The organism is Magnetospirillum sp. UT-4, from assembly GCF_902729435.1.
In the GTDB taxonomy this organism is placed as follows: Bacteria; Pseudomonadota; Alphaproteobacteria; order Rhodospirillales; family Magnetospirillaceae; genus Magnetospirillum.
The window spans coordinates 66,897-93,161 of sequence record NZ_CACVCG010000030.1; the positions used below are offsets into that span (position 1 = coordinate 66,897).

At 69.4% G+C, this 26,265-nt stretch carries 27 protein-coding genes; 15 read left to right on the plus strand and 12 right to left on the minus strand.

What is annotated here, in order from left to right; genetic code table 11:
• The first annotated feature begins 92 nt into the window (after window positions 1-92).
• The 4 genes from MTBUT4_RS02175 (at window position 93) to MTBUT4_RS02190 (ending at window position 6,066) form a co-directional block, all read left to right on the plus strand.
• The gene (locus tag MTBUT4_RS02175) at window positions 93-1,838 is read left to right on the plus strand and encodes a PAS domain-containing sensor histidine kinase (RefSeq protein WP_173978021.1); all 1,746 of its coding nucleotides are present in this window, start codon (window positions 93-95) and stop codon (window positions 1,836-1,838) included.
• A gap of 221 nt (window positions 1,839-2,059) precedes the next feature.
• Window positions 2,060-2,947 carry an agmatinase gene (locus tag MTBUT4_RS02180; RefSeq protein WP_173978022.1) on the plus strand — a complete coding sequence of 296 codons (888 nt, stop codon included), beginning with the start codon at window positions 2,060-2,062 and terminating at the stop codon, window positions 2,945-2,947.
• Window positions 2,948-3,348: 401 nt separating this feature from the next.
• A complete protein-coding gene (locus tag MTBUT4_RS02185) occupies window positions 3,349-4,545 on the plus strand; it encodes a type III PLP-dependent enzyme (RefSeq protein ID WP_254434699.1) in 1,197 nt (398 codons plus the stop codon).
• Window positions 4,546-4,656: 111 nt separating this feature from the next.
• The gene (locus MTBUT4_RS02190) at window positions 4,657-6,066 is read left to right on the plus strand and encodes a homospermidine synthase (RefSeq protein ID WP_173978024.1); all 1,410 of its coding nucleotides are present in this window, start codon (window positions 4,657-4,659) and stop codon (window positions 6,064-6,066) included.
• 236 nt (window positions 6,067-6,302) lie between these two features.
• Here the strand turns inward: MTBUT4_RS02190 and MTBUT4_RS02195 are convergent, their stop codons facing one another.
• Entirely contained in the window at window positions 6,303-6,542 is a 240-nt protein-coding gene (locus tag MTBUT4_RS02195) for a YfhL family 4Fe-4S dicluster ferredoxin (RefSeq protein ID WP_173978025.1), read from the minus strand.
• A 231-nt stretch (window positions 6,543-6,773) separates the two neighbouring features.
• On the opposite strand from MTBUT4_RS02195, the gene MTBUT4_RS02200 reads away from it, so the two are divergent.
• From MTBUT4_RS02200 to MTBUT4_RS02215, 4 genes are all read left to right on the plus strand, one after another.
• Window positions 6,774-8,501 (plus strand): 2-oxoacid:acceptor oxidoreductase subunit alpha, encoded by a 1,728-nt coding sequence (locus MTBUT4_RS02200; protein WP_173978026.1) that lies wholly within the window; start codon window positions 6,774-6,776, stop codon window positions 8,499-8,501.
• 3 nt (window positions 8,502-8,504) lie between these two features.
• Entirely contained in the window at window positions 8,505-9,347 is an 843-nt protein-coding gene (locus MTBUT4_RS02205; protein WP_173978027.1) for a 2-oxoacid:ferredoxin oxidoreductase subunit beta, read from the plus strand.
• A 106-nt stretch (window positions 9,348-9,453) separates the two neighbouring features.
• Window positions 9,454-9,669: a hypothetical protein gene (locus MTBUT4_RS02210; RefSeq protein ID WP_173978028.1), complete on the plus strand. Its 216-nt coding sequence runs from the start codon at window positions 9,454-9,456 to the stop codon at window positions 9,667-9,669.
• Between the two features lie 12 nt (window positions 9,670-9,681).
• Window positions 9,682-9,855, plus strand: a complete 174-nt coding sequence (locus tag MTBUT4_RS02215; RefSeq protein ID WP_173978029.1) for a hypothetical protein — start codon at window positions 9,682-9,684, stop codon at window positions 9,853-9,855.
• Here MTBUT4_RS02215 and MTBUT4_RS02220 read toward each other — a convergent pair.
• On the minus strand, window positions 9,852-10,184 hold the full coding sequence (locus MTBUT4_RS02220; protein ID WP_173978030.1) for a PRC-barrel domain-containing protein: 333 nt from the start codon (window positions 10,182-10,184) through the stop codon (window positions 9,852-9,854). The two genes, MTBUT4_RS02215 and MTBUT4_RS02220, sit on opposite strands and share 4 nt — an antisense overlap.
• 143 nt (window positions 10,185-10,327) lie before the next feature.
• On the opposite strand from MTBUT4_RS02220, the gene MTBUT4_RS02225 reads away from it, so the two are divergent.
• A complete protein-coding gene (locus MTBUT4_RS02225; protein ID WP_173978031.1) occupies window positions 10,328-11,242 on the plus strand; it encodes a sulfite exporter TauE/SafE family protein in 915 nt (304 codons plus the stop codon).
• A gap of 46 nt (window positions 11,243-11,288) precedes the next feature.
• Here MTBUT4_RS02225 and MTBUT4_RS02230 read toward each other — a convergent pair whose 3' ends face one another.
• From MTBUT4_RS02230 to MTBUT4_RS02250, 5 genes are all read right to left on the minus strand, one after another.
• The gene (locus MTBUT4_RS02230; RefSeq protein ID WP_254434700.1) at window positions 11,289-11,891 is read right to left on the minus strand and encodes a NapC/NirT family cytochrome c; all 603 of its coding nucleotides are present in this window, start codon (window positions 11,889-11,891) and stop codon (window positions 11,289-11,291) included.
• Complete coding sequence (locus MTBUT4_RS02235; RefSeq protein ID WP_173978032.1) at window positions 11,888-12,571, minus strand: c-type cytochrome; 684 nt, start codon at window positions 12,569-12,571, stop codon at window positions 11,888-11,890. Before MTBUT4_RS02235 ends, MTBUT4_RS02230 begins: the two co-directional genes overlap by 4 nt.
• A 223-nt stretch (window positions 12,572-12,794) precedes the next feature.
• Window positions 12,795-14,069, minus strand: a complete 1,275-nt coding sequence (locus MTBUT4_RS02240) for an NAD(P)/FAD-dependent oxidoreductase (protein WP_173978033.1) — start codon at window positions 14,067-14,069, stop codon at window positions 12,795-12,797.
• 14 nt (window positions 14,070-14,083) lie between these two features.
• Entirely contained in the window at window positions 14,084-14,341 is a 258-nt protein-coding gene (locus MTBUT4_RS02245) for a c-type cytochrome (protein WP_173978034.1), read from the minus strand.
• A 204-nt stretch (window positions 14,342-14,545) separates the two neighbouring features.
• Window positions 14,546-14,905 (minus strand): rhodanese-like domain-containing protein, encoded by a 360-nt coding sequence (locus MTBUT4_RS02250; RefSeq protein WP_173978035.1) that lies wholly within the window; start codon window positions 14,903-14,905, stop codon window positions 14,546-14,548.
• 192 nt (window positions 14,906-15,097) lie between these two features.
• Between MTBUT4_RS02250 and MTBUT4_RS02255 the strand changes: the two genes are divergently transcribed.
• The 5 genes from MTBUT4_RS02255 (at window position 15,098) to MTBUT4_RS02275 (ending at window position 21,196) form a co-directional block, all read left to right on the plus strand.
• Window positions 15,098-17,338, plus strand: a complete 2,241-nt coding sequence (locus MTBUT4_RS02255; RefSeq protein WP_173978036.1) for a S8 family peptidase — start codon at window positions 15,098-15,100, stop codon at window positions 17,336-17,338.
• Between the two features lie 119 nt (window positions 17,339-17,457).
• On the plus strand, window positions 17,458-18,246 hold the full coding sequence (gene coxB, locus MTBUT4_RS02260; protein ID WP_173978037.1) for a cytochrome c oxidase subunit II: 789 nt from the start codon (window positions 17,458-17,460) through the stop codon (window positions 18,244-18,246).
• Between the two features lie 10 nt (window positions 18,247-18,256).
• Entirely contained in the window at window positions 18,257-19,858 is a 1,602-nt protein-coding gene (gene ctaD, locus MTBUT4_RS02265; protein WP_173978038.1) for a cytochrome c oxidase subunit I, read from the plus strand.
• 4 nt (window positions 19,859-19,862) lie between these two features.
• Complete coding sequence (locus MTBUT4_RS02270; RefSeq protein ID WP_173978039.1) at window positions 19,863-20,396, plus strand: cytochrome c oxidase assembly protein; 534 nt, start codon at window positions 19,863-19,865, stop codon at window positions 20,394-20,396.
• Complete coding sequence (locus tag MTBUT4_RS02275) at window positions 20,393-21,196, plus strand: cytochrome c oxidase subunit 3 (RefSeq protein WP_173978040.1); 804 nt, start codon at window positions 20,393-20,395, stop codon at window positions 21,194-21,196. The genes MTBUT4_RS02270 and MTBUT4_RS02275 overlap by 4 nt, the downstream gene beginning before the upstream one ends.
• A gap of 127 nt (window positions 21,197-21,323) precedes the next feature.
• On the opposite strand, the gene MTBUT4_RS02280 is transcribed toward MTBUT4_RS02275, so the two are convergent.
• From MTBUT4_RS02280 to MTBUT4_RS02300, 5 genes are read right to left on the minus strand one after another with little or no spacing between them, the layout of a single operon-like run.
• A complete protein-coding gene (locus tag MTBUT4_RS02280) occupies window positions 21,324-21,731 on the minus strand; it encodes a hypothetical protein (protein ID WP_173978041.1) in 408 nt (135 codons plus the stop codon).
• A 5-nt stretch (window positions 21,732-21,736) separates the two neighbouring features.
• The gene (locus MTBUT4_RS02285) at window positions 21,737-21,982 is read right to left on the minus strand and encodes a hypothetical protein (protein ID WP_173978042.1); all 246 of its coding nucleotides are present in this window, start codon (window positions 21,980-21,982) and stop codon (window positions 21,737-21,739) included.
• Between the two features lie 31 nt (window positions 21,983-22,013).
• Entirely contained in the window at window positions 22,014-22,559 is a 546-nt protein-coding gene (locus tag MTBUT4_RS02290) for a peroxiredoxin (protein WP_173978043.1), read from the minus strand.
• A 58-nt stretch (window positions 22,560-22,617) separates the two neighbouring features.
• The gene (locus MTBUT4_RS02295) at window positions 22,618-24,573 is read right to left on the minus strand and encodes a methyl-accepting chemotaxis protein (protein WP_173978044.1); all 1,956 of its coding nucleotides are present in this window, start codon (window positions 24,571-24,573) and stop codon (window positions 22,618-22,620) included.
• Window positions 24,548-25,069, minus strand: coding sequence for a PAS domain-containing protein (locus MTBUT4_RS02300; protein WP_173978045.1), 522 nt, complete (start codon window positions 25,067-25,069; stop codon window positions 24,548-24,550). Before MTBUT4_RS02300 ends, MTBUT4_RS02295 begins: the two co-directional genes overlap by 26 nt.
• Window positions 25,070-25,404: 335 nt before the next feature.
• Here MTBUT4_RS02300 and modA point away from each other — a divergent pair, with 335 nt between their 5' ends.
• On the plus strand, window positions 25,405-26,160 hold the full coding sequence (gene modA, locus MTBUT4_RS02305) for a molybdate ABC transporter substrate-binding protein (protein WP_173978046.1): 756 nt from the start codon (window positions 25,405-25,407) through the stop codon (window positions 26,158-26,160).
• Window positions 26,161-26,265: the final 105 nt, after the last annotated feature.

A 26,265-nucleotide genomic window follows, 5' to 3' on the forward strand; every position in this document is an offset into this window, starting at 1 on the left:
CTTAATACCATACGGTCGTATACATACGCCTTCCGTATTGTGACTGTCCTTCCCGCAGGTTCATCCTTCCAGACGTGCGAATGGGAGTGGTGATGCTGGGAGACGGGGACAGGACAAGTGTGGAGGAGGTGCTCGGCGAACTGCGCGCCGTGGTCTTCCAGGCGCGCCGCACCGACGACGACGTGCTCGCCTTCACCTGCGTCGGCGGCGGCTGCCGCGCCCTTCTCGGCCTCGAGGCCGGGGCCCTGCTGGGCGACAGCGAGCGCATGCTGGCCCGCGTCCATGTCGAGGACCGCTCGCGCCTGCGCTCCGCCCTGTTCGTCGCCGCCGTCAACGGCCAGCCCTGCGACACCGAATTCCGCATCCGCGACGGGGCCGCCGGCTGGCGCTGGGTCCAGTTCACGGCCTCGCCATCCGCCGGCGGCGCCGGGGCCGGCTGCACCGGCCTGCTGGTCGAGTTCACCCGGCGGATGGAAAGCGACACCACCCGCGCCCGCCAGATGGCCGCCCGGCACGTGGCCGAGCGCGAGGCCAGCGAGACCCAGATCGCCCGCCAGAAGGAGATCATCGCCCTTCTGCACGACATCGCCGCCGCCGCCAACGAGGCCCCCAACGCCGAGACCGCCATGTCGCGGTGCCTGACCCGCATGTGCGGCCACGGCGGCTGGCCCATCGGCCACGTCTACCGGGTCGAGGAGGAGCTTCCCGGCCGGCTGGTGCCGTCCGACCTGTGGTTCCTGGCCGACAGCGCCCGCTTCGCCGAATGGGATGCCCGCACCCGCGATTCCGCCCTGTCCGCAGGCCAGGGCCTGGCCGGCCGCGTGCTCGCCTCGGGCGAACCGGAATGGCTGCCCGACGTCGAGGACAGCCCCGACGACCCGCGCATCGAGGTGGCCCGCGCCCTCGGCCTCCACACCGGCTTCGCCCTGCCCGTCCGCATCGGCATGGAAGTGGTGGCGGTCCTCGAATTCTTCTCGCCCGAGCGCATCGCCCCCGACCCGCTGCTGTTCCAGGCGCTGACCCATATCGGCCTGCAGATCGGGCGCGTGGTCGAGCGCGACCGCGCCACCCGCCAGCTCAAGGTGGTCACCGAGCTGGCGCAGTCGGCCAACCGCGCCAAGTCCAACTTCCTGGCCAACATGAGCCACGAGCTGCGCACCCCGCTCAATGCGGTGATCGGGTTTTCCGAAGCCATGCTGGCCGGGCTGCACGGCCCGCTGGCCAACCCGAACTACCTGGAATATGCCGGCTACATCCGCGACGCCGGGCACCACCTGCTGGACCTGGTCGCCGACATCCTGGACCTGTCGGCCATCGAGGCCCGGCGCCTGACGCTGAAGGAGGGCGACGTCGACATCGCCCGGCTGATCGCCACCGTCGTTGCCCTGGCCCGCACCGAGGCCGATTCCTCCGGCCTTACCCTGGTGCTGGAATGCGCGCCGTCGCTGCCGGCGGTCCATGCCGACGAACGCCGGCTGCGCCAGATCCTGCTCAACCTGGTGGCCAACGCCATCCACGCCACCCCGGCGGGCGGGCGGGTGTGTCTGTCCGCGGGCACCGACGGCCAGCACGGCCTTGTCCTCACCGTCTCGGATTCCGGCCGCGGCATGTCGCCCGAACTGCTCGCCTCGCTGTTCTCCGCCTTCGATGCCTGCGGCCCCGCCTTCTCGACGCGCGAGGGAATCGGGCTGGGGCTGCCGCTGGTCAAGGCGCTGGTGGATCTTCACGGCGGCAACCTGGACATGAAGTCCGAGCCAGGCCAGGGCACCACCGCCATCGTGCGCCTGCCGCCCAGCCGTCTGCGCATTCATGAGGACCGGTCGGCGCGGCGGCGCTGACTTGGGCCATTCCTTATCCATAGCCTTATCATCCGTAGCCTCATCCTGAGGAGAGCGCGCAGCGCTCGTCTCGAAGGATGGGGCGGGCCTCGTCCTTCGAGACGCCGCCTGCGGCGGCTCCTCAGGATGAGGCCCGAATGAAGCGAAGCTCAGGCCTGAGGCTGCGCTGCCCCCCACCGCGGGAGGTTGCGGCGGCACCGCCACCGCCTATACTGGTCCCCATGGCCGCCACACCCACCTTCGCCCTGCCCTCCGGTTTCCTCGGCCTCGGCCGCGGCGAGGCCGGGGCGCGCTTCACCGTCGCCGGCATCCCGTTCGACCTCGGCACCACCAACCGCCCCGGCGCCCGGATGGCCCCCGCCGCCATCCGCGCCGCCAGCCGCATGCTGGTGGACGGCGACAACCCGGTCACCTGGCGCGACCCGGCCGCCCTGGGGATTTCGGACATCGGCGACTTCGCCATCGCCCTGGGCGACATCCCGGCCTCGCTGGCGCTGATCGAGCGGCAGGCGGCGTCCATGGGGCACCTGGTCGCCCTGGGCGGCGACCACACCGTCACCCTGGCGCTGCTGCGCGCCCTGTCGCGCCGGCTGGGGGGGCCGCTGGGGCTGGTCCATTTCGACGCCCATGTGGATACCTGGCCCGACAATTTCGGCCAGGTGCTGGCCCATGGCTCGGTCTTCTTCCACGCCGTCGAGGAAGGGCTGGTCGATCCCGCCGGCATGGTCCAGGTCGGCATCCGCAGCCCGGTGGGGCGCGCCATCCACGATTGGGGCACGGCCAGGGGCATCACCGTCATCACCGCCGAGGAGGTGCACCTGTCCTCGCCGGCGGCGGTGGCCGAGCGCATCCGGGCGGTCATCGGCGCCCGCCCGGCCTATCTGTCCTTCGACATCGACGCCCTCGACCCCGCCTTCGCCCCCGGCACCGGAACGCCCGAGGTGGGCGGCCTGGCCACCTGGCAGGCCATGGGTATCCTGCACCGCCTGGGCGGGCTGGACTGGCGCGGCATGGACGTGGTCGAGGTCTGCCCGCCCTTCGACCATGCCGAGTTGACCGCCCTGGCGGCGGCCAGCGTCGCCTGGGCCTACCTCTCGCTGTTCGACTGAACACCGCACGGCAAGCCGTCAAACCCGAATGCCGGAGTCCAGGCCTGCGCCGGGAACATGGGGCAAGGCCCTCGCGCGTCTTGCATGGGGGGGCAAGGCCGCGTATATAGCGTTCCCAGACGCAAATACGCACGTGCCCCTTTCCGGGTAACGACGGTACGCGTCCTTTTCGGTGGAGCCGGTCGCGAGTGGGCCGGCAGCCCCCTTAAGGGAGGTGGACATGGTCGTTCAGACCCGCGCCCAGGGCATGGTCCTCAAGCGCAACTCCAGTATGTGACGGCAGCCCCGCGGCGCCTTGCGCCGCGCCGGGGTTGCCGTGCATCCCGTCGAGCCCGCGCCCGGCCCGCATGGCCAGGCGTGCCCCCGTCGTCTCGCAAGCCTTTGCGAGGGAGTTCGCGCCAATGACCCACATCCGTTTCCGCCCCGTCTTGCCCACCGTGCAGGATTTCGTGTCCGCCGAGCAGCCAGACCTGCCGGTGCATTGCCTGCGCCCCGCCGTGCTGACCCGCTCGGCCGAGCACTTCGTCGAGGCGTTCCCCGGCAGCGTCCTTTATGCCGTCAAGTGCAATCCCGACCCGGCGGTGCTCGACGCCCTGTGGGCCGGCGGCGTGCGCCATTTCGACTGCGCCTCGGTGCAGGAGGTGCGGCTGGTGCGCCGCCTGCTGCCCGAATCCGCCATCCACTTCATGCATCCGGTGAAGTCCCGCGCCGCCATCCGCGAGGCCTGGGAGTGGCACGGCGTGCGCGACTTCGTCATCGATTCCGCCGCCGAGCTGGCCAAGGTGCTGCAGGAGACCCGCGGCGCCTTCGGCGAGCTGGGCCTGGTGGTGCGCCTGGCCCTGCCCAAGGGCGGCGCGGTCTATGACCTGTCGGGCAAGTTCGGCGCCGAGCCGGGCGAGGCGGTGCGCCTGCTGCGCATGGCCCGCGCGGTGGCCCACCGGGTCGGCCTGTGCTTCCACGTCGGCAGCCAGTGCCTCGACCCCGCCGCCTGGGAGCGGGCGCTGACCCGTGCCGGACGGGTGCTGGACGAGTCCGGCGTGGACATCGACATCCTCGACGTCGGCGGCGGCTTCCCGGTCAGCTATCCCGACGTCGAGCCGCCGCCGCTGGCGGCCTTCATGGCCGCCATCGTCCGCGGCGTCGCCGCCCTCGACCTGCCCGCCGCCTGCGAGCTGTGGTGCGAGCCGGGCCGCGCCCTGGTGGCGGCCGGCCAGTCGGTGGTGGTGCGCGTCGAGGGCCGCCGCGCCGGCCATCTGTTCGTCAACGACGGCATCTACGGCAGCCTGTCGGATGCCGGCGCCCCCGGCTTCCGCTTCCCCTGCCGGCTGATCCGCACCGGCGGCGACCCGGTGGCGGACGAGACGACCGCCTTCTCGCTGTTCGGGCCGACCTGCGATTCCGCCGACCGCATGGAGGGGCCGTTCCTGCTGCCGGCCGATGCCCGCGAGGGCGACTGGATCGAGATCGGCCAGTTGGGCGCCTACGGCACCAGCCTGCGCACCGCCTTCAACGGCTTCGACGAGGCGCTGAGGGCCGAGGTGCGCGACCCGCCGCTGCTGGAGACGCCCGGCTATGCCGCGCTGGAGCGGGCGGCCTGAAGGCGCTTTACTGGGCAAATATCATGAAAAACGGCTTGATGGCCGTGATTGAGGTCTGGATAAGGATTGTTTCGGCGGAATAGACGCCGCCAGGAAGGGGAGAATTCAGGTATGAGCAAGCACGTCGCGTTCGCCGGCCGTATGGTCATCGTCGGTTTCGGCAGCATCGGTCAGGGAGTGTTGCCGCTGATCCTGCGCCACATCGACATGGATCCCAAGCGGATCACCATCGTCACCGCCGAGGAGCGCGGCCACGGCGTCGCCGACGAATACGGCATCACGTTCGTCAAGCAGGCGCTGACCCGCGCCAATTACCGCGACGTGCTGCTGCCGCTGCTGGGCAAGGGCGACTTCCTGCTCAACGTCTCGGTGGACGTCTCCTCCATCGCCCTGGTCGAGCTGGCCTGGGAGGTCGGCGCGCTCTATCTCGACACCTGCATCGAGCCTTGGGCCGGCGGCTACACCGACACCTCGCTGTCGCCCTCGTTGCGCTCCAACTACGCCCTGCGCGAGACCGCGCTGAAGCTGAAAAGCCCGGCCAAGCGCCCCACCGCGGTGCTGACCCACGGCGCCAATCCCGGTCTGGTCAGCCACTTCGTCAAGCAGGCGCTGCTGAACATCGCCGCCGACACCGGCCACGCGGTCGAGACGCCGAAGACCCGCGCCGAGTGGGCGGCGCTGGCCGAGGCGCTGTCCATGAAGGTGGTCCACATCGCCGAGCGCGACACCCAGGTGGCGCAAGCCCAGCCCAAGCGGGTCGGCGAGTTCGTCAACACCTGGTCCATCGACGGCTTCGTCGGCGAGGGTTGTCAGCCGGCCGAGCTGGGCTGGGGCAGCCACGAGCGCCACTGGCCGGCCGACGCCATGCGTCACGAGTTCGGCCGCGATTCCGCCATCTACCTGATGCGCCCCGGCGCCTCGGTGCGGGTGCGCACCTGGACCCCGACCGAGGGGCCGTTCCACGGCTTCCTCATCACCCACGGCGAGTCCATCTCCATCTCGGACTTCTACACGGTCAAGGACGGCGACAAGGTGCGCTTCCGCCCCACCGTGCACTACGCCTACCACCCCTGCGACGACGCCGTGCTGTCGGTGCACGAGCTGGCCGGCAAGACCTGGACCATGCAGGCCGAGAAGCGGCTGATGATGGACGAGATCACCTCGGGCATCGACGAACTGGGGGTGCTGCTGGCCGGCCACGCCAAGGGCGCCTACTGGTACGGCTCGCAGCTGTCCATCGACGAGGCGCGCCAGCTCTGCCCGCACAACAACGCCACCAGCCTGCAGGTGACGGTGGCGGTGCTGGCCGGCGTGGTGTGGGCCATGGAGAACCCCGAGATGGGCGTGGTCGAGCCCGACGAGATGGACCACGCGCGCTGCCTCGAGGTGTGCATGCCCTATCTCGGGCCGGTGGTCGGGGTCTATTCCGACTGGACCCCGCTGGACGGCCGCGGCCGTCTGTTCCCCGAGGACATCGACACCGACGATCCCTGGCAGTTCAAGAACGTCCGGGTGGTGTAGGCGGCCAGGAAATCAACGGAGTAAGGTCCCCACCCGATTGTCGTGGGGCCATTCAGGGGGCAAGGTTGCGGGCGGGACAGACGTTTCCCGCCTCCACCTGCACACACCCCCGTGGAGCGGGAAGCGGGAGGGAGCTCCGGGGGGCCGGGCTCCCTCCTTCCCTTCCGACAAAGCAAAACCCCCGGCGCCGCGCGGTGCCGGGGGTTTGTCGTCGGGTGTGGCGGAAACCGCCCGGATCAGGGATGCAGGGCCTTGAACTTGGCCATCAGCTGGTCCTGGGTCTCCTCGGTACCGACCTCGATGCAATCGGCCGGGCACACCAGCTGGCACTGGGGGCTGTCCTCGGCGCCGACGCATTCGGTGCAGCGGTCGGGATCGATCACGTAGATGACGTCGCCGGCGGTGATGGCGTCGTTGGGGCAGGCCGGGACGCAGGCGTCGCAGCTGGTGCAGTCGTCGGTAATCTTGAGCGACATTTCCGTCTTCCTCTCTTGGCTTCTCCCCTCGCGCCGCCACCCGGCCGGGGCGCAGGCGCCGCCGGCAGCAGGGTCCCCCGAATGGCGTCACGCGGGCCACAACCTGCATATATCGAGAGAGGGGGCGCCTTGACAATGAGATTTGCCAAGCGGCTCCCAGGTGCGAATCGCTCTCGCCCCATGCCCCGGGCAGGGATATGATCGGCGCGGTGATTTGCGGGGAAGGCGGATATGGCGGACGGCGGATCGGTTTCCATAGCACTCTGCGGCAGCGGCGGCGCCGGCGTGATGACCGCCGCCAACATGCTGATCGACGCCGCCGCCAGTGCCGGCTGCTACGCCCTGTTCGGGCGCTCGTCGGGGCCGCAGATTCGCGGCGGCGAGGCGGCCGCCATGGTGCGGCTGTCGCCCGAGCCGGTCAGCTCGGTGGACGATGTCACCGAGATCCTGCTGGCCATCGACTGGCTGAACGTCCAGCGCTTCGCCGCCGAGCTGCCGCTGGACACCTCCAGCCTGATCATCACCGACCCGGCCGAGGGTGAGGTGCCGGCGGCCATGGCCGGCTCGGGTGCCCGCATCGCCCAATTGCCCATGAAGGACCTGGCCAAGGCGATTCCCGGCGGGCGGCCCAACATGATCGCCCTGGGGGCGGTCGCCGCCCTGATCGGCCTCGACGTCGAGGCCATCGTCGAGACCCTGGGCAAGTCGCTGAAGAAGAAGCACGCCGACGCTTTCGCCGCCTCGGTGGCGGCGGTGCGCGCGGGTGCCGAGGCCGCCGCCGGGCTGGGTCCGGCCAAGCGGCTGGGGGCGCTGCCGGCCAATCCCGCCCCGCGCTGGGCGGTCACCGGCAACCAGGCCGCCGGCCTGGGCGCGGTGCGCGGCGGCATCCGCTTCGTCGCCGCTTATCCCATCACCCCGGCCACCGAGATCCTGGAATGGCTGACCGGCGCCCTGCCCAAGCTGGGCGGCGTCTTCGTCCAGGCCGAGGACGAGCTGGCCTCCATCGCCATGTGCGTCGGCGCCTCGTTCGGCGGCGCCCCCTCGCTGACCGCCACCTCGGGGCCGGGCCTGGCGCTGATGATCGAGGCGCTGGGCATGGCCACCGCCTCCGAGACCCCGGTGGTGGTGGTGGACGTCCAGCGCGGCGGCCCCTCCACCGGCATCCCCACCAAGTCCGAGCAATCCGACCTCAACATCGCCGTCTACGGCCTGCACGGCGACGCCCCCCATCTGGTGGTGGCGCCCCAGTCCATCGGCGATTGCCTGCTCGCCACCCAATGGGCGGTCCACCTGGCCGAAACCCTGCAGGCCCCCTGCATCGTGCTGTCGGACCAGTCCCTGGGCCAGAGCCGGGCGGTCATCGAGGCCCCCGCCGACGTCGCCTTCGCCGGCCGCCGGCTGGTCGCCGAAACCCCGGCCGAGGGGGTGGCCTACAAGCGCTATGCCCTGACCGGCACCGGCGTGTCGCCCATGGCCATCCCCGGCACGCCGGGCTGCCAGTACACCGCCGACGGCCTCGAGCACACCGAGACCGGCACGCCGTCGTCGCAGGCCGGCGACCACGCGGCGCAACTGGACAAGCGCCGGCGCAAGCTGGCCGACCACGATTTCGGCGACCATTGGGCCACCCTGGAAGGCGACGGCGACATCGCCGTGCTGACCTGGGGCTCGTGCACCGGCGCCGCCCGCGAGGCCATCGCCCGCGCCGCCGCCGACGGCGTCAATGCCCGCCTGATCGCCCCCCGCCTGCTGGCGCCGACCCGCCCCGAACACATGGCGGCGGCCCTGTCGGGAGTGTCGAAGGTGCTGGTGGTGGAGCTGTCGCACCAGGGCCAGTTCCACCGCTACCTGCGGGCGGAATACGACCTGCCGGGCGAGGTCCACGCGCTCCACCGGGCCGGGCCGCTGCCGATCCGCCCGCACGAGATCCATGCCCGCCTGCTCGCCATGGGGACATAGGCCATGACCTCCGTTTCCGACTGCCCCGCCCACTACACCGCCAAGGACTTCAAGTCCGACGTCAAACCGGTGTGGTGCCCGGGCTGCGGCGATTTCGGCGTATTGTCGTCGATCACCAAGGCCTTCGCCGATCTCGGGCTCGAGCCGCACAAGACCTCGGTGGTGTCGGGCATCGGCTGCTCGTCGCGCATCCCGGCCTACACCACCACCTACGGCTTCCACTCCATCCACGGCCGCGCCCTGGTGGTGGGGGCCGGGCTGAAGCTGGCGCGGCCCGACCTCACCGTGCTGGTGGCCGGCGGCGACGGCGACGGCTTCTCCATCGGCGGCAACCACTTCCTGCACGCCTGCCGGCGCAACGTCGATATGACCTATGTGGTGATGGACAACCGGGTCTACGGCATGACCAAGGGCCAGCCCAGCCCGACCACCGAGCCGGACTGGGACGCCTCGGCCATGGCCCCGCCGGGCGGCACCGGCATGACCCCGTTCAATCCGCTGGCCATCGCCCTGGCCGCCGGCGCCAATTTCGTGGCGCGGGCCTTCTCGGGCGACCCCAACGGCACCGCCCGCACCATCGCCGAAGCCATCACCCATCCCGGCTTCTCGCTGGTGGTGGTGATGAGCCCCTGCATCACCTTCCGCGAGGAGCAGCGGGAGTGGAAGACTGTGGTCCGCCCGGCCCAGCTGGAGGCCACCACCGATCCCGCCCAGGCGGCCAAGCGGCTGATGACCGATGACGGCTTCAACATCGGCATCCTGTACCAGGGCCACCGCCCGCCCTACATGCCCGAGCGCAAGGAGACCGCAGCCCTGGCCGATCTCGACCGGGAATTCGCGCTGTAGGGTCAAGCCGGCCCGCAAGCTTCATTCCTCCCACCATCGCTGCCCCCGGGGAACTCGGGGCGGTGGCGGCGCGTTCCGAAGGGAAACCACATCGGGGCTTTCCGCCATGTCACCGCTGGCCGCCTTCCGCGTCCTCATCATCGCCCTTCCGCTGGCCGCCTGCGCCGGGTACGATGGTTATACCGGGGTCCCGGTTGGACCCCAGCAGGCCGAGATGCGCGAGCCCGGATACGGGCCGACCATCGGGTCGGACGGTTTCTACGACGGCGGCGTGTTCGACAGGGATGTCGAGCCTGCGACGCGCGCGCTGCCGTCCGAATGAGGGGAGACGACGATGAAGGCATGGTTGGCGATGGCGGCGGTGGTGGCCCTGGCGGCCTGCTCGGCGCCCTACGAGACGGCACTGGACAGCCGGACCCTGATGCGCCCCGAACCGCCGGTGACCAAGGCCGATCTGGCGGCGCGCACGCCCTATGACAGCTCGACCTTCTTCCAGCGCAAGAACTAACCTTCGCGCCGCACCAGCCAGCGCACGGCGGCCGCCGTCCACGGCGCGATGAGGGTGGCGCGGCCGGCCTGGCCGCGTACGTTGTCCCAGGCCAACGGCAGCGCCCGGCCATCCGGGTCGATGGCGGGGTCGAGGCCGATGATGGCCGCCACCGGCTGGCCATCGGCGCCGCGGACCACCTCGATCACCGTGCCGATGCGGCCCGAACGGGTGCCGTAGACCGCCATCCCGACCACCGTGTCGTACCAAGTGTCGCCGTCCGCTGTCGGCGCCTGTGCCGCCGCGGCCGCCGGCAGCAGGGCTATAACCAGATGCGCGATCCACTTCATGGCGCCGTCTCCTTCCGCGTCCGGCTGCATATGGGCAGCGGGGCGAAGGCGGCAATCCGTCCGGAGGGCAGGCCGGGGCGTCGCAACACCCGCCCCCCTCGCCCATATGCAGGCCGAACGCATGTTCCCGCGGAGGCCGGCCCGTGCCCAGCATCTACCTGCCTATCGCCGGCGTGTCGGTGGACGTCTACACCCTGCTGCTGCTGGGGGGCGGCGTCGGGTTCCTGTCGGGCCTGTTCGGGGTCGGCGGCGGCTTCCTGCTGACGCCGTTCCTGATGTTCCTGGGAGTGCCGGCGGCGGTGGCGGTCTCCACCGGCGCCAATCAGGTGGTGGGCGCCAGCGTCTCGGGCCTGATCGCCCACTGGCGGCGGGGCAATGTGGATTTTCGCATGGGCGGCGTGCTGCTGACCGGCGGGCTGGCCGGGTCGTCGCTGGGAGTGGTGCTGTTCGGATGGCTGCAGACCCTGGGTCAGGTCGATCTTGCCATCGCCCTGTCCTATGTCGTCTTCCTGGGCTTCGTCGGCATCGTCATGGCGGTGGAATCCCTGCGCGCCATGCAGCGCCAGGGGCGTGCCGTGCTGCCGCGCAAGCGCCATCGCCATCCGTGGCCGGCGCTGCCGCTGAAGATGCGGTTCCCGCGGTCCGGGCTCTACATCAGCGTGCTGATGCCGGCCGCCGTCGGGGTGGTGGGCGGCGTGCTGGCCGCCATCATGGGCGTCGGCGGCGGCTTCGTCATGGTGCCCCTGATGATCTACGTGCTGGAGATGCCGACCACGGTGGTGATCGGCACCTCGCTGTTCCAGATCATTTTCGTCACCGCCAACGTCACCATCCTGCAGGCGGTGCACACCCAGACGGTGGACGTGGTGCTGATGCTGACCCTGCTGGTGGGCGGCGTGGTCGGCGCCCAGATGGGAGCGCGCTTCGGCGCCCGCCTGAAGGGCGAGCAGTTGCGCCTGCTGCTGGCGATCGTGGTGCTGCTGGTGTGCGCCCGCCTGGCCCTGGATCTCGCGGTGACGCCCGTGGATCGCTTCGGCCTGGATGCGGTGATGGAGTGAGAGCGGAACGCCCCCTCCCCGCGTCGTGCGGAGAGGGGGACTGGTCCTACAGGTCGTCCTTCGAGGACGGCAGCTTGTGCGCCACGCCCTTGTGGCAGCTGATGCAGGTCTTGTTCTCCAGCGCCGCCTCGGGGTGCTTGTTGCGGGCGGCGATGGTCTGCTTGCTGGTGTTCATCGAATCGAACGAATGGCAGTTGCGGCACTCGCGCGAATCGGTGGCGGCCATGTAGGCCCACACCCGCTCGGCCAGCTCGGGGCGCTTGGCCTCCAGCTTCTCGGGGGTGTCGATGGTGCCCTGGATCTCGGCGACGATGTCCTTGTAGGCCAGGAACTTGCGCACCAGCTTGGGCCCCAGGGCCTTAGGCACGTGGCAGTCCGAGCACTGGGCATGGGCGCCGCTGCGGTTGAGGTAGTGGATGCTCTCCTTGTACTCGGCATAGTTCTGCTTCATGGAATGGCACGAAATGCAGAACTCGGTCCGATTGGTCCACTCGATGGCGGTGACGAAGCCGGCCATGGTGAACACGCCGACGACGACGCCGACCATGACGAACACGGCCTTGCGCCAGAACGCCCGGTGCGCGGAGCGCTTCAGGTGCCGCCCGGAGGCGGCACCCTCGGCACCGTGGTCACCCTTCATCGCGCTCATTTGGGCAGGGACGTGGTGTAGGCGACGATGTCGGCGGAGATGGCGTTGTCGAACGCGCGCAGCATCGGCATCGCCTCGGCCGGCTGGCCGTTCAGCGCCTTGTGGAGCATGGCTGCCGGGTATTCCGACGCCTGGCCCAGCGCCATGCCGGTGCTGACCTTGCGGCCGTCGGGGCCGTGGCAGACGCCGCACAGGGTGTTGTAGAACACCTCACCCTTGGCCGCGCTGCCCTTGGACTTGTTGGCGGCCAGGTCGATGTACTTGGACATGTCGATCTGCCCCTTCGAGACGAACATGGCCAGATCGCCGGCGTCCTTGTCGCTCATCATCTCGGGGGTGTAGGCGTGGGTCTTGTCGCGCAGGATGGCGACGATGGCGGCCTCGGGCTTGCCCTTGGCGCCGGTGATGCCCTTGATGCCGACCGACTTCTCGCCGGTGTAGTCCCAGCCGTGGCAGGCGGTGCAGCGCCACGAATTCTTCTGGCCCTTGCCGCTGGCCGGATAGGACGGATGGGTGCTGTCGGGGCGGGTCTGCTTGGTCTCCTTGTACCAATTGTCGTACAGGCGACCGCCGCGGGCGATGGTCGATTCCATTTCAGCCGCAGTGGCGGGGACAACGGCCCAGCCGGCAACCAGCATCGCCACGAGGGCGGAGAACGAGATCAAACGACGCGCGAACATGTGGACGTGTCCCCCTATTGACTGGGTCGAGAGCCTCCGGGCGGGTAAGCCCCACCTTCGGTTTGCATTCTCTAATATGCAAATTTCCGCCTTCAGCCGCAAGTACGGATTTTGCCTTTGCCCCACTACCATATGCGAAACGGAAGGAAAGGAAAGCCAAGACAAACGAACGCCCGCCCCCCTTTCGGGAGGCGGGACGCCGCGCTTTTTATTGAAGATTTATTTAGGCCCAGGTGTCCTGGCAGACGCTCTGGTACCAGCCATCCGCGTAGTCGGCTTCCTTCTTGCGGAACTGGTAGTTGGCGCCCATCGGGCTGACGCCGCCGGCACCCTTGACGCCGGCGATCTTGCCATCGGTCACCGCGAACACCGCCGCCACCGAGATGCCGTAATCGGCCGCCAGCAGCGAGTAGCAGGTGTTGATGGCCGAGAACTGCAGCGGCTTCTCGCCCTTGATCAGGGCGATGGCCGCGGCGGCCGCCACCTTGGCCTGGGACGAGGCGGAATAGCCGGACTTCGGCATCTCGCCGGCGATGCAGGCGTCGCCGATGACGTGGATGCCCTTGTGGATGGTCGATTCGAAGGTGTTCGGATCGACCGGGCAGAAGCCGGACTTGTCGGTCAGGCCGGCGGTCTGGGCGATCGTCCCGGCCATCTGCGGCGGGATGATGTTGGCGACGTTGGGCTTGAACTTCTCGAAGTCGGTCTCGACCACGCCGGCCTTGGCATCGACCTTGGCCACCTTGCCGTTCTTGGCGGCGGGGACCCACTCGATGATGTCGTCGTAGAGCTTCTCCCAGCCTTCCTTGAACAGCTTGTCCTTGGCGAAGGCGTCCTTGGAATCCAGGATCAGCAGCTTCGACTTCGGCTTGTTCTTCTTCAGGTAGCCGGCGATCAGGCTGGCGCGCTCGTACGGGCCGGGCGGGCAGCGGAACGGATTGCCGGGGGCCGAGATGACCACCAGGCCGCCGGCCGGCATGGCCTCCAGCTGCTTCTTCAGCAGGGCGGTCTGCGGACCGGCCTTCCAGGCGTGCGGCATGATCTGCGAGGCGGCCTCGTCATAGCCGGCGATGGCGTTCCACTTGAAGTCGATGCCGGGCGACAGGATCAGGCGGTCATACGCGAAGGTCTGGCCGCTCTTGGTCTTGACCACCTTGGCCACCGGATCGACGGCGACGACCATGTCGTTGAAGACCTTGACGCCGTGCTTGTTCACCAGGGCATCGAACTTGCGCTCGATGTAGGACATGTCCTTCAGGCCGCCGATGACGGCGTTGGAGAAGGGGCAGGTGAAGTGGGACTTGTCGGCATCGATCAGGGTGACGTCGAAGCTGGGGTCGTAGCGCTTGACGTACTTGGCGGCGGTGGCGCCGCCGAAGCCGCCGCCGACCACCACGACCTTGGGGCCGCTGGTGCAGGCGGACAGGGAGCCGGCCATGGTCACGGCGCCGGCGGCGCCGAGCAGACCATTGAAGGTCCTACGGGAAATGTTGGTCATGGGTCGGTCCCCCCTCACTTCTTGCGGCTGGCGTAGTAGACGGCGATGGCGTCGAGATCGGCATCGCTGTAGCCCTTGGCGATGCGATCCATCACGGTCGCCTCACGCGCGCCAGACTTGTACTCGCGCAGGAACTTCTTCAGCTCGTCCAACGACTTGGTCGAGAAGGCCGGCATGGCGCCGACACTGTGGCCGTCGGTGCCGTGGCAACCGGCGCAGGCATCGGCCATCACGGCGACGCGGTCGGCGGCGGACGCCGCCTGCGGGGCCATGGCGAGCCCGGCGGCAAGACAAATTGCGAGCGTAGTGGGGATACCCCTCATGTCGTCGTCCTCCCTGGGGAACTTTTTTACGGTTATATTAGGGGAAACTACCAGCCGCTGCGGTCGTTGACAATAGCCAAACGGCACATACGAACGGCACCCGCCGGCCCTTTGGCCGGGGATGCCGCTATGCTTGGCGAAGACTGGAAGCGGTCAGGCGGTGGGGCCGCCGACGAACCTCCAGCCCATGATGCCGCCTTCCATGCGATGGATGTCGCCGCTGAAGCCGCTGGCCGCCAGCCGCGCCGCCGCCATGCCGCAGCGGGCGCCGGAGCGGCAGTGGATGACCAGCTTCTTGCCTTCCGGCACCACCGGAACCTTGGCCGGGTCGAAGGTCGACAGCGGCAGGTTGATGGCGCCGGGAATACGCTCGGCGGCGAACTCGCCCGCCTCGCGGACGTCGATCAGGACCGCCTCGCCGGCCTTGTGCCACTGCTTGATCTCGGCGGGCGAGACCATGCGCACGTTCTGCGGCTGGGGAGCGAACAGGTTGCCGAACAGCATGTTGAGCATCAACCAATCCCGTCAGGAGGGGGCCGAAAGGTACATTAGTCCATACTCATATATTATTCCGCCCCTGGATTTCAAGGGGTCCCTACCCCCTATTCGCGAAAGCGCATCCGCTTCATGCCTGCTTAAGGGCGCCGCCCCATGCTCCGGCTTCCCCCAATGGCGGGGGATTTCCGGAATGGAATGGAGGCGGGAATGCGGGCGGTGTGGACGTCGGTCTGCGCCCTGGCGGTGGCTGGGGCTCTGTCCAATTGCGGCGGCGGGGGTGGCGGCGGCGGGCTGGGCGGCGGCGGCGTGATCGACCGCATCGGCAGCGGCTCGTCGGGGGTGCGGACCGGTCCCGCCGATTTCAATGCCGAGTTGGGGCGCAATTACGGCCTGGGCGCGGTGGGGGCGGATGCCGCCCACGCGGCGGGCCAGACCGGGACCGGGGTGACGGTGGCGGTCATCGACACCGGCATCGACGTCCAGCACAAGGACTTCGCCGGCGCCATCGCCGCCGCCAGCACCGACATCGTCTCGGGCCTGGCCGCCAACGTCGACGACCAGGGCGGCCACGGCACCAGCGTCGCCGGCATCGTCGGTGCCCGCGCCGACGGCTACGACGCGGTCGGTGTCGCCCCCGATGCCACGCTGCTGGCGGTGCGCTCGGAATACACCTGCAGCCCGAAATGCTCGTTCGCCTATTCCGACCTCGCCAACGCCACCGACTACGCCCGCCTGCAGGGGGCCAAGGTGATGAATTTCAGCCTGGGCGGCGACAGCATCGGCGCCGACTTCCAGGCCGCCCTGGCGCGGGCCACCGGCGATGGCCGCGTGGTGGTCGCCGCCGCCGGCAACACCGGCGGCGCCAACCCCATCAACCCGGCCGCCTGGCTGGCCGGCGTCGATGCCGGCGGCCTCGGGCTGGCGGTGGGGGCGGTGGATGCGACCAACACCATCGCCTCGTTCTCCAACCGCGCCGGCACCGCCAAGGACCGCTTCCTGGTGGCGCCGGGCGTCAACGTGGTGACCACGGCCAATGGCGGCGGCACCCAGGTGGTCAGCGGCACCTCGTTCGCCGCCCCCCACGTCGCCGGGGCCGCGGCGGTGGTATGGGGCGCCTCGCCGTTCCTGACCGGCGCCGAGGTGGCCGACATCCTGCTGCAATCGGCCCGCGACCTGGGCGATCCCGGCACCGACGCGGTCTATGGCCGCGGCCTGCTGGACGTGGACCAGGCATTGCAGCCGGTGGGCGGCACCAGCGTTCCCACCGGAACCACCGTGGCGGACGGTGGCGCCGCGCCCGCCGCCACCGCGCTCAGCCTGGGCGGCGCCTTCGGCGACGCGCTGTCGCGCGGCACCGGCCTTGACCGCGCCATGGTGCTGGATGCCTACGGCCGCCCCTTCGCCGCCGACCTGTCGGCCAGAATCCGCGCGGCGCCGGCCGAAGACCGCCTGGCCGGCTGGCTGGCGCCCTCGGGCGGCGTCACCACCACCCGCCTGGACGCCGCCACCGCCCTGACCCTGGCGGCGCCGCCCGAGCCCGACCACCTGCGCCTCGCCCCCGGCGAGGAGGCGGCGGCGCCGCGCTTCGCCCTGTCCACCCGCATCGGCGCCACCGAGCTGGGGGCGGCGCGCGGCTTCGGCCTCGACCGCCTGACCGGGCTGGCCGCGTCCGGGCATGACGGCGGCGGCATGGTGGCGGGGGTGACGGCCTCGCCGTTCACCGCCATGGGCGGCGACGGCAGCGCGCTGGCGGCCGGCCAGGACATCGGCAACGGCATCCGGGTGGCGGCCGGCTTCAGCCAGGAGGGCGGCGGCGAGTCCGCCCTGCCCGCCCCCGAGCGTCGCCTCGCCATGGCCGAGGCCAGCCGCCGCTTCGAGGGCGGCGCCGTGGCCGGCCTCCAGGGCGGCCGCCTGAGCGAGGGCGACGGCCCGCTCTCCTCGGCCGGGGCCGGCGCCTTCGGCTTCGAGCGCCCCGCCGCCACCGATTTCGTCGACCTGTTCGGGGCGCTGCCGCTGGGTCCGCGCTCCGAGCTGTTCGGCCGCTGGGGCATGGGCCGCACCGATGGCGCGGCGCTGGACGGCGGCCTGCTGCGGGGCGGCGGCGACCTCTACAGCCAGAGCTTCGCGGTGGGCACCGCCACCCGCGAGGTGATGGCCGACGGCGACCGCGTCGCCTTCACCCTGTCGCGGCCGCTGCGGGTGAACGCGGGCAGCGCCACCCTGGCGGTGCCGACGGGGCGGACCATGGACGGGACCATCGTCTACCGCGAGGAAACCCTGGACCTCACCCCCACCGGCGCCGAGACCGATCTGGAACTGACCTGGTCGGTGACCACCGGCGAGCGCCAGGACCTCACCCTGGGCGGCATGCTGATGCTCGAGCCCGGCCACGATGCCTCGGCCGCGCCGGGCTTCGCCGCCGGGGCCAAGTACCGGTTCCGGTGGTAAGGGGCCACCGACTCTTTCGCACAGGGGGGATTGGCGGCGGCGGGGCTGCCCCCCAAACATGAACCACCCCGCCAAGTTCCTGTGTCAGGCCTGTGCCCGGGCGGGGAGGAGGTTCGCGAATGCCGCGCCCGCCCTTCGTCCCGGCCGCAATTGCCGTCACCCTGGCGCCCCTCGCCGCCCGGGCCGACGCTCCCCTGCCCTGGGCCATCGGCTTCCAGAAGGGGGTGACCCCGACCATGGCCGAGATCACCACCCTATCGACCATCCTCAACGGCATGGTGGTCGGCATCGTGGTCCTGGTCACCGTCCTGGTCGCCTATTGCGCCTGGCGCTTCAACGCCCGACGCAATCCGGTGCCGGCCAACTGGACCCACAATGCCCGGCTGGAGATCGCCTGGACCGCCATTCCCGCGCTGATCCTGCTGATGTTCGCCTTCCCGTCGCTGCGCCTGCTCTATTTCATGGACCGCACCGGCGAAGCCGACATGACGCTGAAGGTGATCGGGCACCAGTGGTACTGGAGCTACGAGTACCCCGACCACGCGCTGAAGTTCGACGCGCTGATGGTCCCCGACGAGGACATCAAGCCGCCGCAGCGCCGCCTGCTGGAGACCGACAATCCGGTGGTGCTGCCGGTCGGCGCCACCATCCGCATCCAGCTGACCGCCGACGACGTCATCCATTCGTGGGCGGTGCCTGCCTTCGGCATCAAGTCCGACGCGGTGCCCGGGCGCCTGAACGAGACCTGGGTGCGCATCGACGAGCCCGGGATCTATTACGGGCAGTGCTCCGAGCTGTGCGGCGTCAACCACGGCTTCATGCCGATCATGGTCCGCGCCGTGCCGCAGCCCGAATTCGACGCCTGGCTGGCCGATGCCAGGGTCCGCTTCGCCTCGGCCGAACAATAGGAACCTCGCGATGCCCGAAGCCAGCGCCGTCGCCATCCACCACCACCCCGAGCCCACCGGCCTGCGCCGCTGGCTCTATTCCACCAACCACAAGGACATCGGGACCATGTACCTGGTGTTCGCGGTGATCACCGGGCTGATCGGCGGCGCCATGAGCGTCTACATGCGCATGGAGCTGCAGGACCCGGGCATCCAGTATCTGGACGGCGACTTCCAGTTCTACAACGTGGTGCTGACCGCCCACGGCGTCATCATGGTGTTCTTCGTGGTCATGCCGGGGCTGATCGGCGGCTTCGGCAACTGGTTCGTGCCGCTGATGATCGGCGCCCCCGACATGGCCTTTCCGCGCATGAACAACATCTCGTTCTGGCTGCTGCCGCCGGCCTTCGTGCTGCTGCTGCTGTCGGCGCTGTCGGGGGCCGGGGCGGGCACCGGCTGGACCCTCTATCCGCCGCTGTCGGTGAGCGGCCATCCCGACGCCTCGGTGGACTACGCCATCCTGGCCCTGCACCTGGCCGGTATCTCGTCGATCCTGGGCGCCATCAACTTCATCACCACCATCGTCAACATGCGCGCCCCCGGCATGGGCTTCCACCGCATGCCGCTGTTCGTGTGGTCGATCCTGATCACCGCCGTGCTGCTGCTGCTGGCGGTGCCGGTACTGGCCGGGGCGCTGACCATGGTGCTGACCGATCGCAATTTCGGCACCGGCTTCTTCAATCCGGCCAATGGCGGCGATCCGGTGCTGTACCAGCACCTGTTCTGGTTCTTCGGCCACCCCGAGGTCTACATCATGATCCTGCCGGCCTTCGGCATCATCAGCCAGGTGGTCTCGACCTTCTCGAAGAAGGCGGTGTTCGGCTATCTGGGCATGGCCTACGCCATGGTCTCCATCGCGGTGATCGGCTTCGTGGTGTGGGCGCACCACATGTTCACCGTCGGCATGGACGTCAACACCCGCGCCTATTTCACCGCCGCCACCATGGTCATCGCCGTGCCCACCGGCATCAAGGTGTTCAGCTGGATCGCCACCATGTGGGGCGGCGCCATCGAGTTCAAGACGCCCATGCTGTGGGCCACCGGCTTCATCTTCCTGTTCACCATCGGCGGCGTGACCGGGGTGGTGCTGGCCAATTCGGCGGTGGACGTGGCGCTGCACGACACCTACTACGTGGTCGCCCACTTCCACTACGTGCTGAGCCTGGGCGCGGTGTACGGCATGTTCGCCGGCTTCTACTACTGGATCGGCAAGATGAGCGGCCGCCAGTACCCCGAGACGCTGGGCAGGATCCATTTCTGGGTGACCTTCGTCGGCGTCAACCTGACCTTCTTCCCGCAGCATTTCCTGGGGGTGGCCGGCATGCCGCGACGCATCCCCGATTACCCCGACGCCTTCCACGGCTGGAACTTCGTCAGCTCCATCGGCGCCTATGTCGGCTTCGCCGGGGCGCTGCTGTTCGTCGGCCTGGCGGTATGGACCCTGGTCGCCGGCCGCCGCGCCGCGCCCAATCCGTGGGGCATCGGGGCGACCACCCTGGAATGGACGCTGGCCTCGCCGCCGCCCGCCCACACCTTCGAGGTCCAGCCCCGCTTCCACCAGGCGGCGGAGTAGCGCCATGACCCCCCGGGCCACGGTGGCGGCGTCGGTGGCGGCGGTGGCGGCCATGTTGGGGCTGGTGGCGGCCAGCGTGCCGCTTTACGACATGGTCTGCCGGGCCACCGGCCTGGGCGGCGCCACCCGCACCGCCACGGCGGCGCCCGGCGCGGAGGAGGCAGGCGCGGCGGCCGCGGTGGTGACAATCCGCTTCGACGCCTCGGTGGCCAAGGACCTGCCGTGGCGGTTCGAGCCCGGGCAGCGCCAGATGCGGGTGCATCTGGGCGAGCAGGCGCTGGCCTTCTTCCGCGCCACCAACACCTCGTCCGAGCCGGTGGTGGGCACCGCCACCTTCAACGTCACCCCCGACCGGGCCGGCCGTTACTTCAACAAGATCGCCTGCTTCTGCTTCACCGAGCAGCGGCTCGAGCCGGGCCAGAGCGTGGACATGCCGGTCACCTTCTTCGTCGATCCGGCCATGGCCGACGATGCCTTCGCCGCCCAGGCCACCACCATCACCCTTTCCTACACCTTTTTCAGGCAGGCCCCGTCATGAGCAGCGAGTCCAGTGCCGGCGCGCCCCATCCCTTCCACATGGTCACCCCCAGCCCATGGCCGGCGGTGGGGGCGCTGGCCGCCTTCGTCACCGCCTTCGGCGCCGTCACCTGGTTCCACGACCGCGCCCAGCCCTGGGTGCTGATGGCCGGGGTGGCGCTGGTCCTGGTGACCATGGCGGGGTGGTGGGCCGAGGTGCTGCGCGAGGGCCGCTCGGGCGGCGCCCACACCGGCCCGGTACGCCACGGCCTGCGGGTCGGCATGGCGCTGTTCATCGCCTCGGAGGTGATGTTCTTCGTCGCCTTCTTCTGGGCCTTCTTCAACGCCGCCCTGAAGGTCAACCCGTCGGTGATGCAATGGCCGCCGCAAGGCATCGAGCCCTTGCACACCTGGGGCCTGCCGTTCGTCAACACCCTGATCCTGCTGTCGTCGGGACTGGCGGTGACCTGGGCCCATCACGGCCTGAAAAAGGGCAACCGCACGGTGCTGAAGGCCGGCCTGGCGGTGGCGCTGGTGCTGGGGGTGGTGTTTCTGACCCTGCAGGCGGTCGAATACGGCGAGGCGGCGTTCGGCTTCACCGAGGGCGTCTATCCCACCGTGTTCTACATGGCCACCGGCTTCCACGGCTTCCACGTCCTGGTCGGCGCCTGCTTCCTGGCGGTCTGCCTGGGCCGCGCCCTGAAGGGCGGCTTCACCCCGTCCCAGCACGTCGGCTTCGAGGCCGCCGCCTGGTACTGGCACTTCGTCGACGTGGTGTGGATCTTCCTGTTCGTCTGGGTCTACTGGTGGGGGAATGCGTAGCCGTTGACGGCGTCTCGACGGGAACACGGAAATCATTGCCCACAGATGAACACAGATAGACACAGATAAGGAAAGTCATTTCATCTGCGTTCATCTGTGGGCGATAAGCATTATTTTTCTACACTACTCACGGCCAATTGTCGCCGCCCGTCTCCCCGAAGGTCAGGTGGAGGTCGCGTTCCGACACCAGGCAGGCCGGAACGCCGGGGGTGACCCGGCCGCCCAGGGGTTCGGCCACCGCGTTGACCATGCAGGTCTGCGAGCAGACCTCGGCGCAGATCAGGAACTGGTTCTCATATTTCTCGTGGGCGCCCAGGTCCACATAGCCGCGCATGGCCTTGACCTCGTCGGGCGTGTAGCGGCCGCCCAGGGCGCGCGGATACTCGGCCAGCATGCGGTCGCGGCCGATATCCGAGCAGCCGCAATTGGCCACCAGGCCGAGGAAGCGGCCCATGCGCTGATAATGGGCGGGCTGGTCGGGCGGCGGCAGCGCGCACCCGGCAAGCACCAGGGCGACCAGGAGAACCCGTTTCATGGCGATCAATATGGGCAGTCGGAGCGGCCGCAGGAAGCCTGGCGCCCCGATCGATAGACATTGCACACCGGACAGCGCACCAGCTCCTGGACGTCGGCGCCGGTGGCGGGCTCGAAGCGGGGCGGCGGCGGCACCGCACGGGCCTTGCGGTCCTCGCTGCGGCGCCGGTCGGCGGCGATGCGCTGGGCGAACTTGAAGCCGAACCAGATGAGGGCCACGACCGCGACGGTCAGCAGGAACTTGGCGAACATGGACGAAGTGTGACCGCCGCCGCCCGCGCGGTCAAGCCGCCGAGGGGGTTGGCGCCGGGCGGTTCTGCCGCAGCCAGTCCAGCATGGTGTCGGAATCCGACACCTCGAAGGGGTCCCTGGGGCAGTTGTCCTCGTAGCCGGGCTCGGCCAGCAGCACCTTGACCTCGCAATCCTCGGCATACAGCGAATAGCGCCAGCTGCGCATGCCGAAGCCCAGGTTCGACTTGTCCACCAGCATGCCCATCTTGCGGGTGAACTCGCCGTTGCCGTCGGGCAGCATCAGCACCTTCTCCACCCCCTGGTCGCGGGCCCAGCGGTTCATCACGAAGGCGTCGTTGACCGCCAGGCACGCCACCTCGTCCACGCCCAGCGCGCGGAACTGGTCGTACTCGGCCTCGTAGCGGGGCAGGTGGTTGCTCGAGCAGGTGGGGGTGAAGGCGCCGGGAAGGGCGAACATCACCACCTTGCGGCCGCCGAACACCTCGTCGGTGGACAGGTCCCGCCACTCGTAGGGATTTGACCCGCCCAGCGCCTCGTTGCGCACGCGGGTCTTGAACACCACTCGGGGAATTCGCATGACACCCTCCGCTGCCGTTGCAACGGCAACAGCGGCGGAGAGCGCGTGGTTCCGGGACTCAGGCCGCCTTTGCCGCGCCGGCGGCGAATTCGGCGCCGAGGCGGTCCAGGGTCGCCATCACCCGCGCCGACAGCGTCTCCAACTCGGCCATCAGCTCGGCGGCCTCGTCGGCGCGGCCGGCGTTCAGGGCGATCAGCACGTCGCGGCCGGTATTGTGAACCGGGCGGTGATGCTCCAGCAGCTCCTTGAAGGTCGGCAGGGCCATCATGCGGTCGTCGGTGACGTTGTCGTACCAGCGGCCCAGGCGGCAGGTGTGGTGGGTCGACAAATCCGACGGCAGCAAGGTGGTGGCGCCGTTCACCGCCTCGGCGATCTTCTGCACGAAGGCGCGATGGTCGGTCTTGGCGATGTCCATCAGCTTGGTGACCGAGCTGGAGGAAACCCGATCGACCACCGCGGCCGGCAGGTGGGCATCGACGAAATGGAGGTGATAGAAGCCCTCGGTGCAGGCGGTGACCTCGGCCTGGGCGCGGATGTTCTCGGCGGCCACCACGAAGCTCATGCGGGTGCCGGGCTTGCATGGGATCTTGGGCGAACACACCACCATGGCGCCGTCCTCGGACAGGTCGTAGGCGGGCATCCTGTCGCTGGCGCTATCGGTGGCGAGATCGACCTCGATCATGACGGCGCGGCGGCGGCCCTTGCGGCGGTTGGCGAAATCCGACGAGGTGCGCACCGCCTTGACCAGCAGCTTGCGCATGCTGGACAGGGATTCGTCCATGCGAACGGCGCATTCGTTGACGGCGTGGGCGGCCTTGTCGGCGCTGTGCACGCTTTCCTCGACCGAACCCATGCGCGCCTTGACTTCCTCGGCCTGGCCGGCGGTGACGGCGACGGTGCGGGCGATCTCGCTGGTGGCGGCGGTCTGTTCCTCGACCGCGGCCGAGATGCCGGCGGCCACCTGCTCCATGCCCTGGATGCTGCCCGAGACCTGGTCGATGATGGAGACGGTGTCGCGGGTCACCTTCTGGATGGTGCCGACGCGGACGGTGATCTCCTCGGTCGCCTTGGCGGTCTGGTTGGCCAGGTTCTTGACCTCGTTGGCGACCACGGCGAAGCCCTTGCCGGCGTCGCCGGCGCGGGCCGCCTCGATGGTGGCGTTGAGCGCCAGCAGGTTGGTCTGGGCGGCGATGGTGCCGATCAGCTCGACCACCCGGCCGATCTCGTCGGCGGCGGCGCCGAGGCGGTCGACCACCTCGCGGGTCTGGCCCATGCGCGAGGCGGCGTCCTGGGCCGCCCCGGAGGAGCGGCCGACCTGGCTGGAAATCTCGGCGATGGAGGCGTGCAGCTCCTCGGCCGCCGCCGCCACCGTCTGGGCCGAGACGTAGGCGTCGCTGGCGGAGATGGATGCGGCCTTGGTGTCGCTGCTGACCGAGGTGGTCACCCCCGACATGGTGCCGGCGCTATCGACCAGATCGGCGGTCAGGTTGGAGACGCTCTGGATGGTGTCGGCGACCTGCTGGTCGATGCGCTCGATCATGGCACCGACGCTTTTCTCGCCTTCCTCCATGCGGGCGCAGGCGACGTTGATGGCATCGACGTAGCCGCGGTAGTCGCCGGTCATGCCCTCGGGCCGGATGGTGCGCTTGAAGCGGCTGTGCGAGGCGGCGTCCAGCGCCCCCCGGACCTCGCGCATGAAGGCCTCGACCTTGTCCACCGCGGCGTTGAAGGAGCGCATCAGGCGCTGCACCTCGCCGCCGTCGGCGACATGGATGAGACGGCTGTCGAGGTCGCCGCCGGCGGTGGTCTCCAGCGCCTGGGTGACCCTGAGCACGTTGGCCGCGCCCTTGCGGTTGAACAGCGCGGCGACGAGGGCCATGGCGGTCACAGCAACGGCCAGCACGGCGGTGAGGATGTCCCCGGCGGCCAGGCCGCGAACGGCGAGGACCAGGGCCAGGCCGCAGGCCGCCACGATGGCGGCGAACGAGCTAAAGAGAGAAGACCAGGTCTTCATAGGTCCGTCCATGTCCGATGTACTTGTTGATCAGCAGTTCCAGCGAAGCCGCCATGGCGTCCTTGGCATTGGCGTGGCGCGCCTCCTCCTCCCGCATGTCGCGGTAGACCGTCCGGATGACGGCCACCGCCTCGGGGCGGGGGGCGCGGCGGCTGGAATGAAACCCCTTCACCGTCCCGGCATCGTCGAAGGTCGGGGTGACGTGGGCGAACACCCAGTAATGATCGCCGTTCTTGGCCCGGTTCACCACATAGGCGAACAATTCCTGCCCCGCCGCGATGGAATCCCACAGCAGCTTGAAGACGCTGCGCGGCATGTCGGGGTGGCGCAGGATGCTGTGGGGCTTGCCCAGCACCTCTTCCTCGACGTACCCGGCAATGTCCAGGAACGTCTGGTTGGCGTAGGTGATGCGGCCCTTGAGGTCGGTCTTGCTGACGACGATGGCATCGGCGCCAAGGTGTCGCTCAACCCCCGTCAGCGACTGTAAACTATTCATTAAGTTATTCCCGCCCCCAAGCGTTAGTCATAACCATGACTGGACCATAGCAATACCATCGCCGGATGAAAAGCGTAATATGTTGCGCACACCCCGCAACCATTCATTAGGCGACAATCGGAGCGTCAGCCCTTCAACGCCGGGTGGGTTGGATTAGAGGAATCCCAAAAGGACGAGGCAGCCGGTGGATTTTATATTACGCTTGCCTTAAGAATGAGCTGCAGGCATCACCCAGGCTCGGCGGTCCATCGTCGTCGTCCCGGGGGAGGCTGAGTGCCCGGCGGGCGCCCCGCCGCGGAACCCGCCGGGAAGACTGCACAGCCGAGGACGAAGCCATGGCCATCCTGCGCATCCTTGCCGTCGTCGCCGTTCTGGTCTTTGGTCCTGCCCGCGCCGACGAGGTGACGGTGTTCGCCGCCGCGTCGCTCACCACCGCGCTGGACGAGGTCGGCCAGGGCTTCGCCGCCGCCACCGGCCATCGGCTGCGGCCGTCCTACGCGGCCTCGTCGGCTCTGGCCCGCCAGATCGAGCAGGGGGCGCCGGCCCAGGTGTTCGCCTCGGCCGATCTCAAGTGGATGGACTACCTGGCCGGCAAGGCGCTGATCAATCCCGGCACCCGCTTCAACCTGCTGGGCAACACCCTGGTGCTGGCCGCCCCCGCCGACAGCCCGATGGCCCGGCAGGACCTGACCCCGGCCACCGACATCGCCGCCCTGGCCGGCTCGGGGCGCATCGCCACCGGCAATCCCGACAGCGTGCCGGCCGGCCTTTATTTCCGCCAGGCCATGGAGCGGGCCGGCCAGTGGGGCAAGGTCCAGGGCAAGCTGGCCGCCACCGATTCGGTGCGCTCGGCGCTGGCCTTCGTCGAGCGCGGCGAGGTGCCGCTGGGCGTGGTCTACGCCACCGACGCGGCGGTGTCGAAGAAGGTCAAGGTGGTCGGGGTGTTCCCCGCTTCCATGCACGATTCCATCACCTACCCCTTCGCCCTGGTCGCCGGCCGCGAGACCGCCGCCGCCCGCGCCTTCCTGGACTACGTGCGCGGCAATCAGGCCAAGAGCGTGTTCGCCAGGCACGGCTTCAAGGTGAATTGAGGCTGACTTAAGTCACTCCGTATCCGTAGCCTCACCCTGAGGAGCCCCCTTTGGGGGCGTCTCGAAGGGTGAGGCGGGCCGCGAACGCCGTGCCACGGGCCTCGT

Coding starts and splice junctions, on each gene's coding strand:
- MTBUT4_RS02255 (WP_173978036.1), top strand. CDS start 15,098: ATGCGGGCGGTGTGGACGTCGGTCTGCGCCCTGGCGGTGGCTGGGGCT.
- MTBUT4_RS02250 (WP_173978035.1), bottom strand. CDS start 14,905: ATGCTCAACATGCTGTTCGGCAACCTGTTCGCTCCCCAGCCGCAGAAC.
- MTBUT4_RS02195 (WP_173978025.1), bottom strand. CDS start 6,542: ATGTCGCTCAAGATTACCGACGACTGCACCAGCTGCGACGCCTGCGTC.
- MTBUT4_RS02270 (WP_173978039.1), top strand. CDS start 19,863: ATGACCCCCCGGGCCACGGTGGCGGCGTCGGTGGCGGCGGTGGCGGCC.
- MTBUT4_RS02295 (WP_173978044.1), bottom strand. CDS start 24,573: ATGAAGACCTGGTCTTCTCTCTTTAGCTCGTTCGCCGCCATCGTGGCG.
- MTBUT4_RS02280 (WP_173978041.1), bottom strand. CDS start 21,731: ATGAAACGGGTTCTCCTGGTCGCCCTGGTGCTTGCCGGGTGCGCGCTG.
- MTBUT4_RS02245 (WP_173978034.1), bottom strand. CDS start 14,341: ATGGCCCCGCAGGCGGCGTCCGCCGCCGACCGCGTCGCCGTGATGGCC.
- MTBUT4_RS02175 (WP_173978021.1), top strand. CDS start 93: ATGCTGGGAGACGGGGACAGGACAAGTGTGGAGGAGGTGCTCGGCGAA.
- MTBUT4_RS02235 (WP_173978032.1), bottom strand. CDS start 12,571: ATGTTCGCGCGTCGTTTGATCTCGTTCTCCGCCCTCGTGGCGATGCTG.
- MTBUT4_RS02240 (WP_173978033.1), bottom strand. CDS start 14,069: ATGACCAACATTTCCCGTAGGACCTTCAATGGTCTGCTCGGCGCCGCC.
- MTBUT4_RS02220 (WP_173978030.1), bottom strand. CDS start 10,184: ATGAAGTGGATCGCGCATCTGGTTATAGCCCTGCTGCCGGCGGCCGCG.
- MTBUT4_RS02300 (WP_173978045.1), bottom strand. CDS start 25,069: ATGAATAGTTTACAGTCGCTGACGGGGGTTGAGCGACACCTTGGCGCC.
- coxB (WP_173978037.1), top strand. CDS start 17,458: ATGCCGCGCCCGCCCTTCGTCCCGGCCGCAATTGCCGTCACCCTGGCG.
- MTBUT4_RS02180 (WP_173978022.1), top strand. CDS start 2,060: ATGGCCGCCACACCCACCTTCGCCCTGCCCTCCGGTTTCCTCGGCCTC.
- MTBUT4_RS02290 (WP_173978043.1), bottom strand. CDS start 22,559: ATGCGAATTCCCCGAGTGGTGTTCAAGACCCGCGTGCGCAACGAGGCG.
- MTBUT4_RS02185 (WP_254434699.1), top strand. CDS start 3,349: ATGACCCACATCCGTTTCCGCCCCGTCTTGCCCACCGTGCAGGATTTC.
- MTBUT4_RS02205 (WP_173978027.1), top strand. CDS start 8,505: ATGACCTCCGTTTCCGACTGCCCCGCCCACTACACCGCCAAGGACTTC.
- modA (WP_173978046.1), top strand. CDS start 25,405: ATGGCCATCCTGCGCATCCTTGCCGTCGTCGCCGTTCTGGTCTTTGGT.
- MTBUT4_RS02190 (WP_173978024.1), top strand. CDS start 4,657: ATGAGCAAGCACGTCGCGTTCGCCGGCCGTATGGTCATCGTCGGTTTC.
- MTBUT4_RS02230 (WP_254434700.1), bottom strand. CDS start 11,891: ATGAGCGCGATGAAGGGTGACCACGGTGCCGAGGGTGCCGCCTCCGGG.
- MTBUT4_RS02275 (WP_173978040.1), top strand. CDS start 20,393: ATGAGCAGCGAGTCCAGTGCCGGCGCGCCCCATCCCTTCCACATGGTC.
- MTBUT4_RS02210 (WP_173978028.1), top strand. CDS start 9,454: ATGTCACCGCTGGCCGCCTTCCGCGTCCTCATCATCGCCCTTCCGCTG.
- MTBUT4_RS02200 (WP_173978026.1), top strand. CDS start 6,774: ATGGCGGACGGCGGATCGGTTTCCATAGCACTCTGCGGCAGCGGCGGC.
- ctaD (WP_173978038.1), top strand. CDS start 18,257: ATGCCCGAAGCCAGCGCCGTCGCCATCCACCACCACCCCGAGCCCACC.
- MTBUT4_RS02285 (WP_173978042.1), bottom strand. CDS start 21,982: ATGTTCGCCAAGTTCCTGCTGACCGTCGCGGTCGTGGCCCTCATCTGG.
- MTBUT4_RS02215 (WP_173978029.1), top strand. CDS start 9,682: ATGAAGGCATGGTTGGCGATGGCGGCGGTGGTGGCCCTGGCGGCCTGC.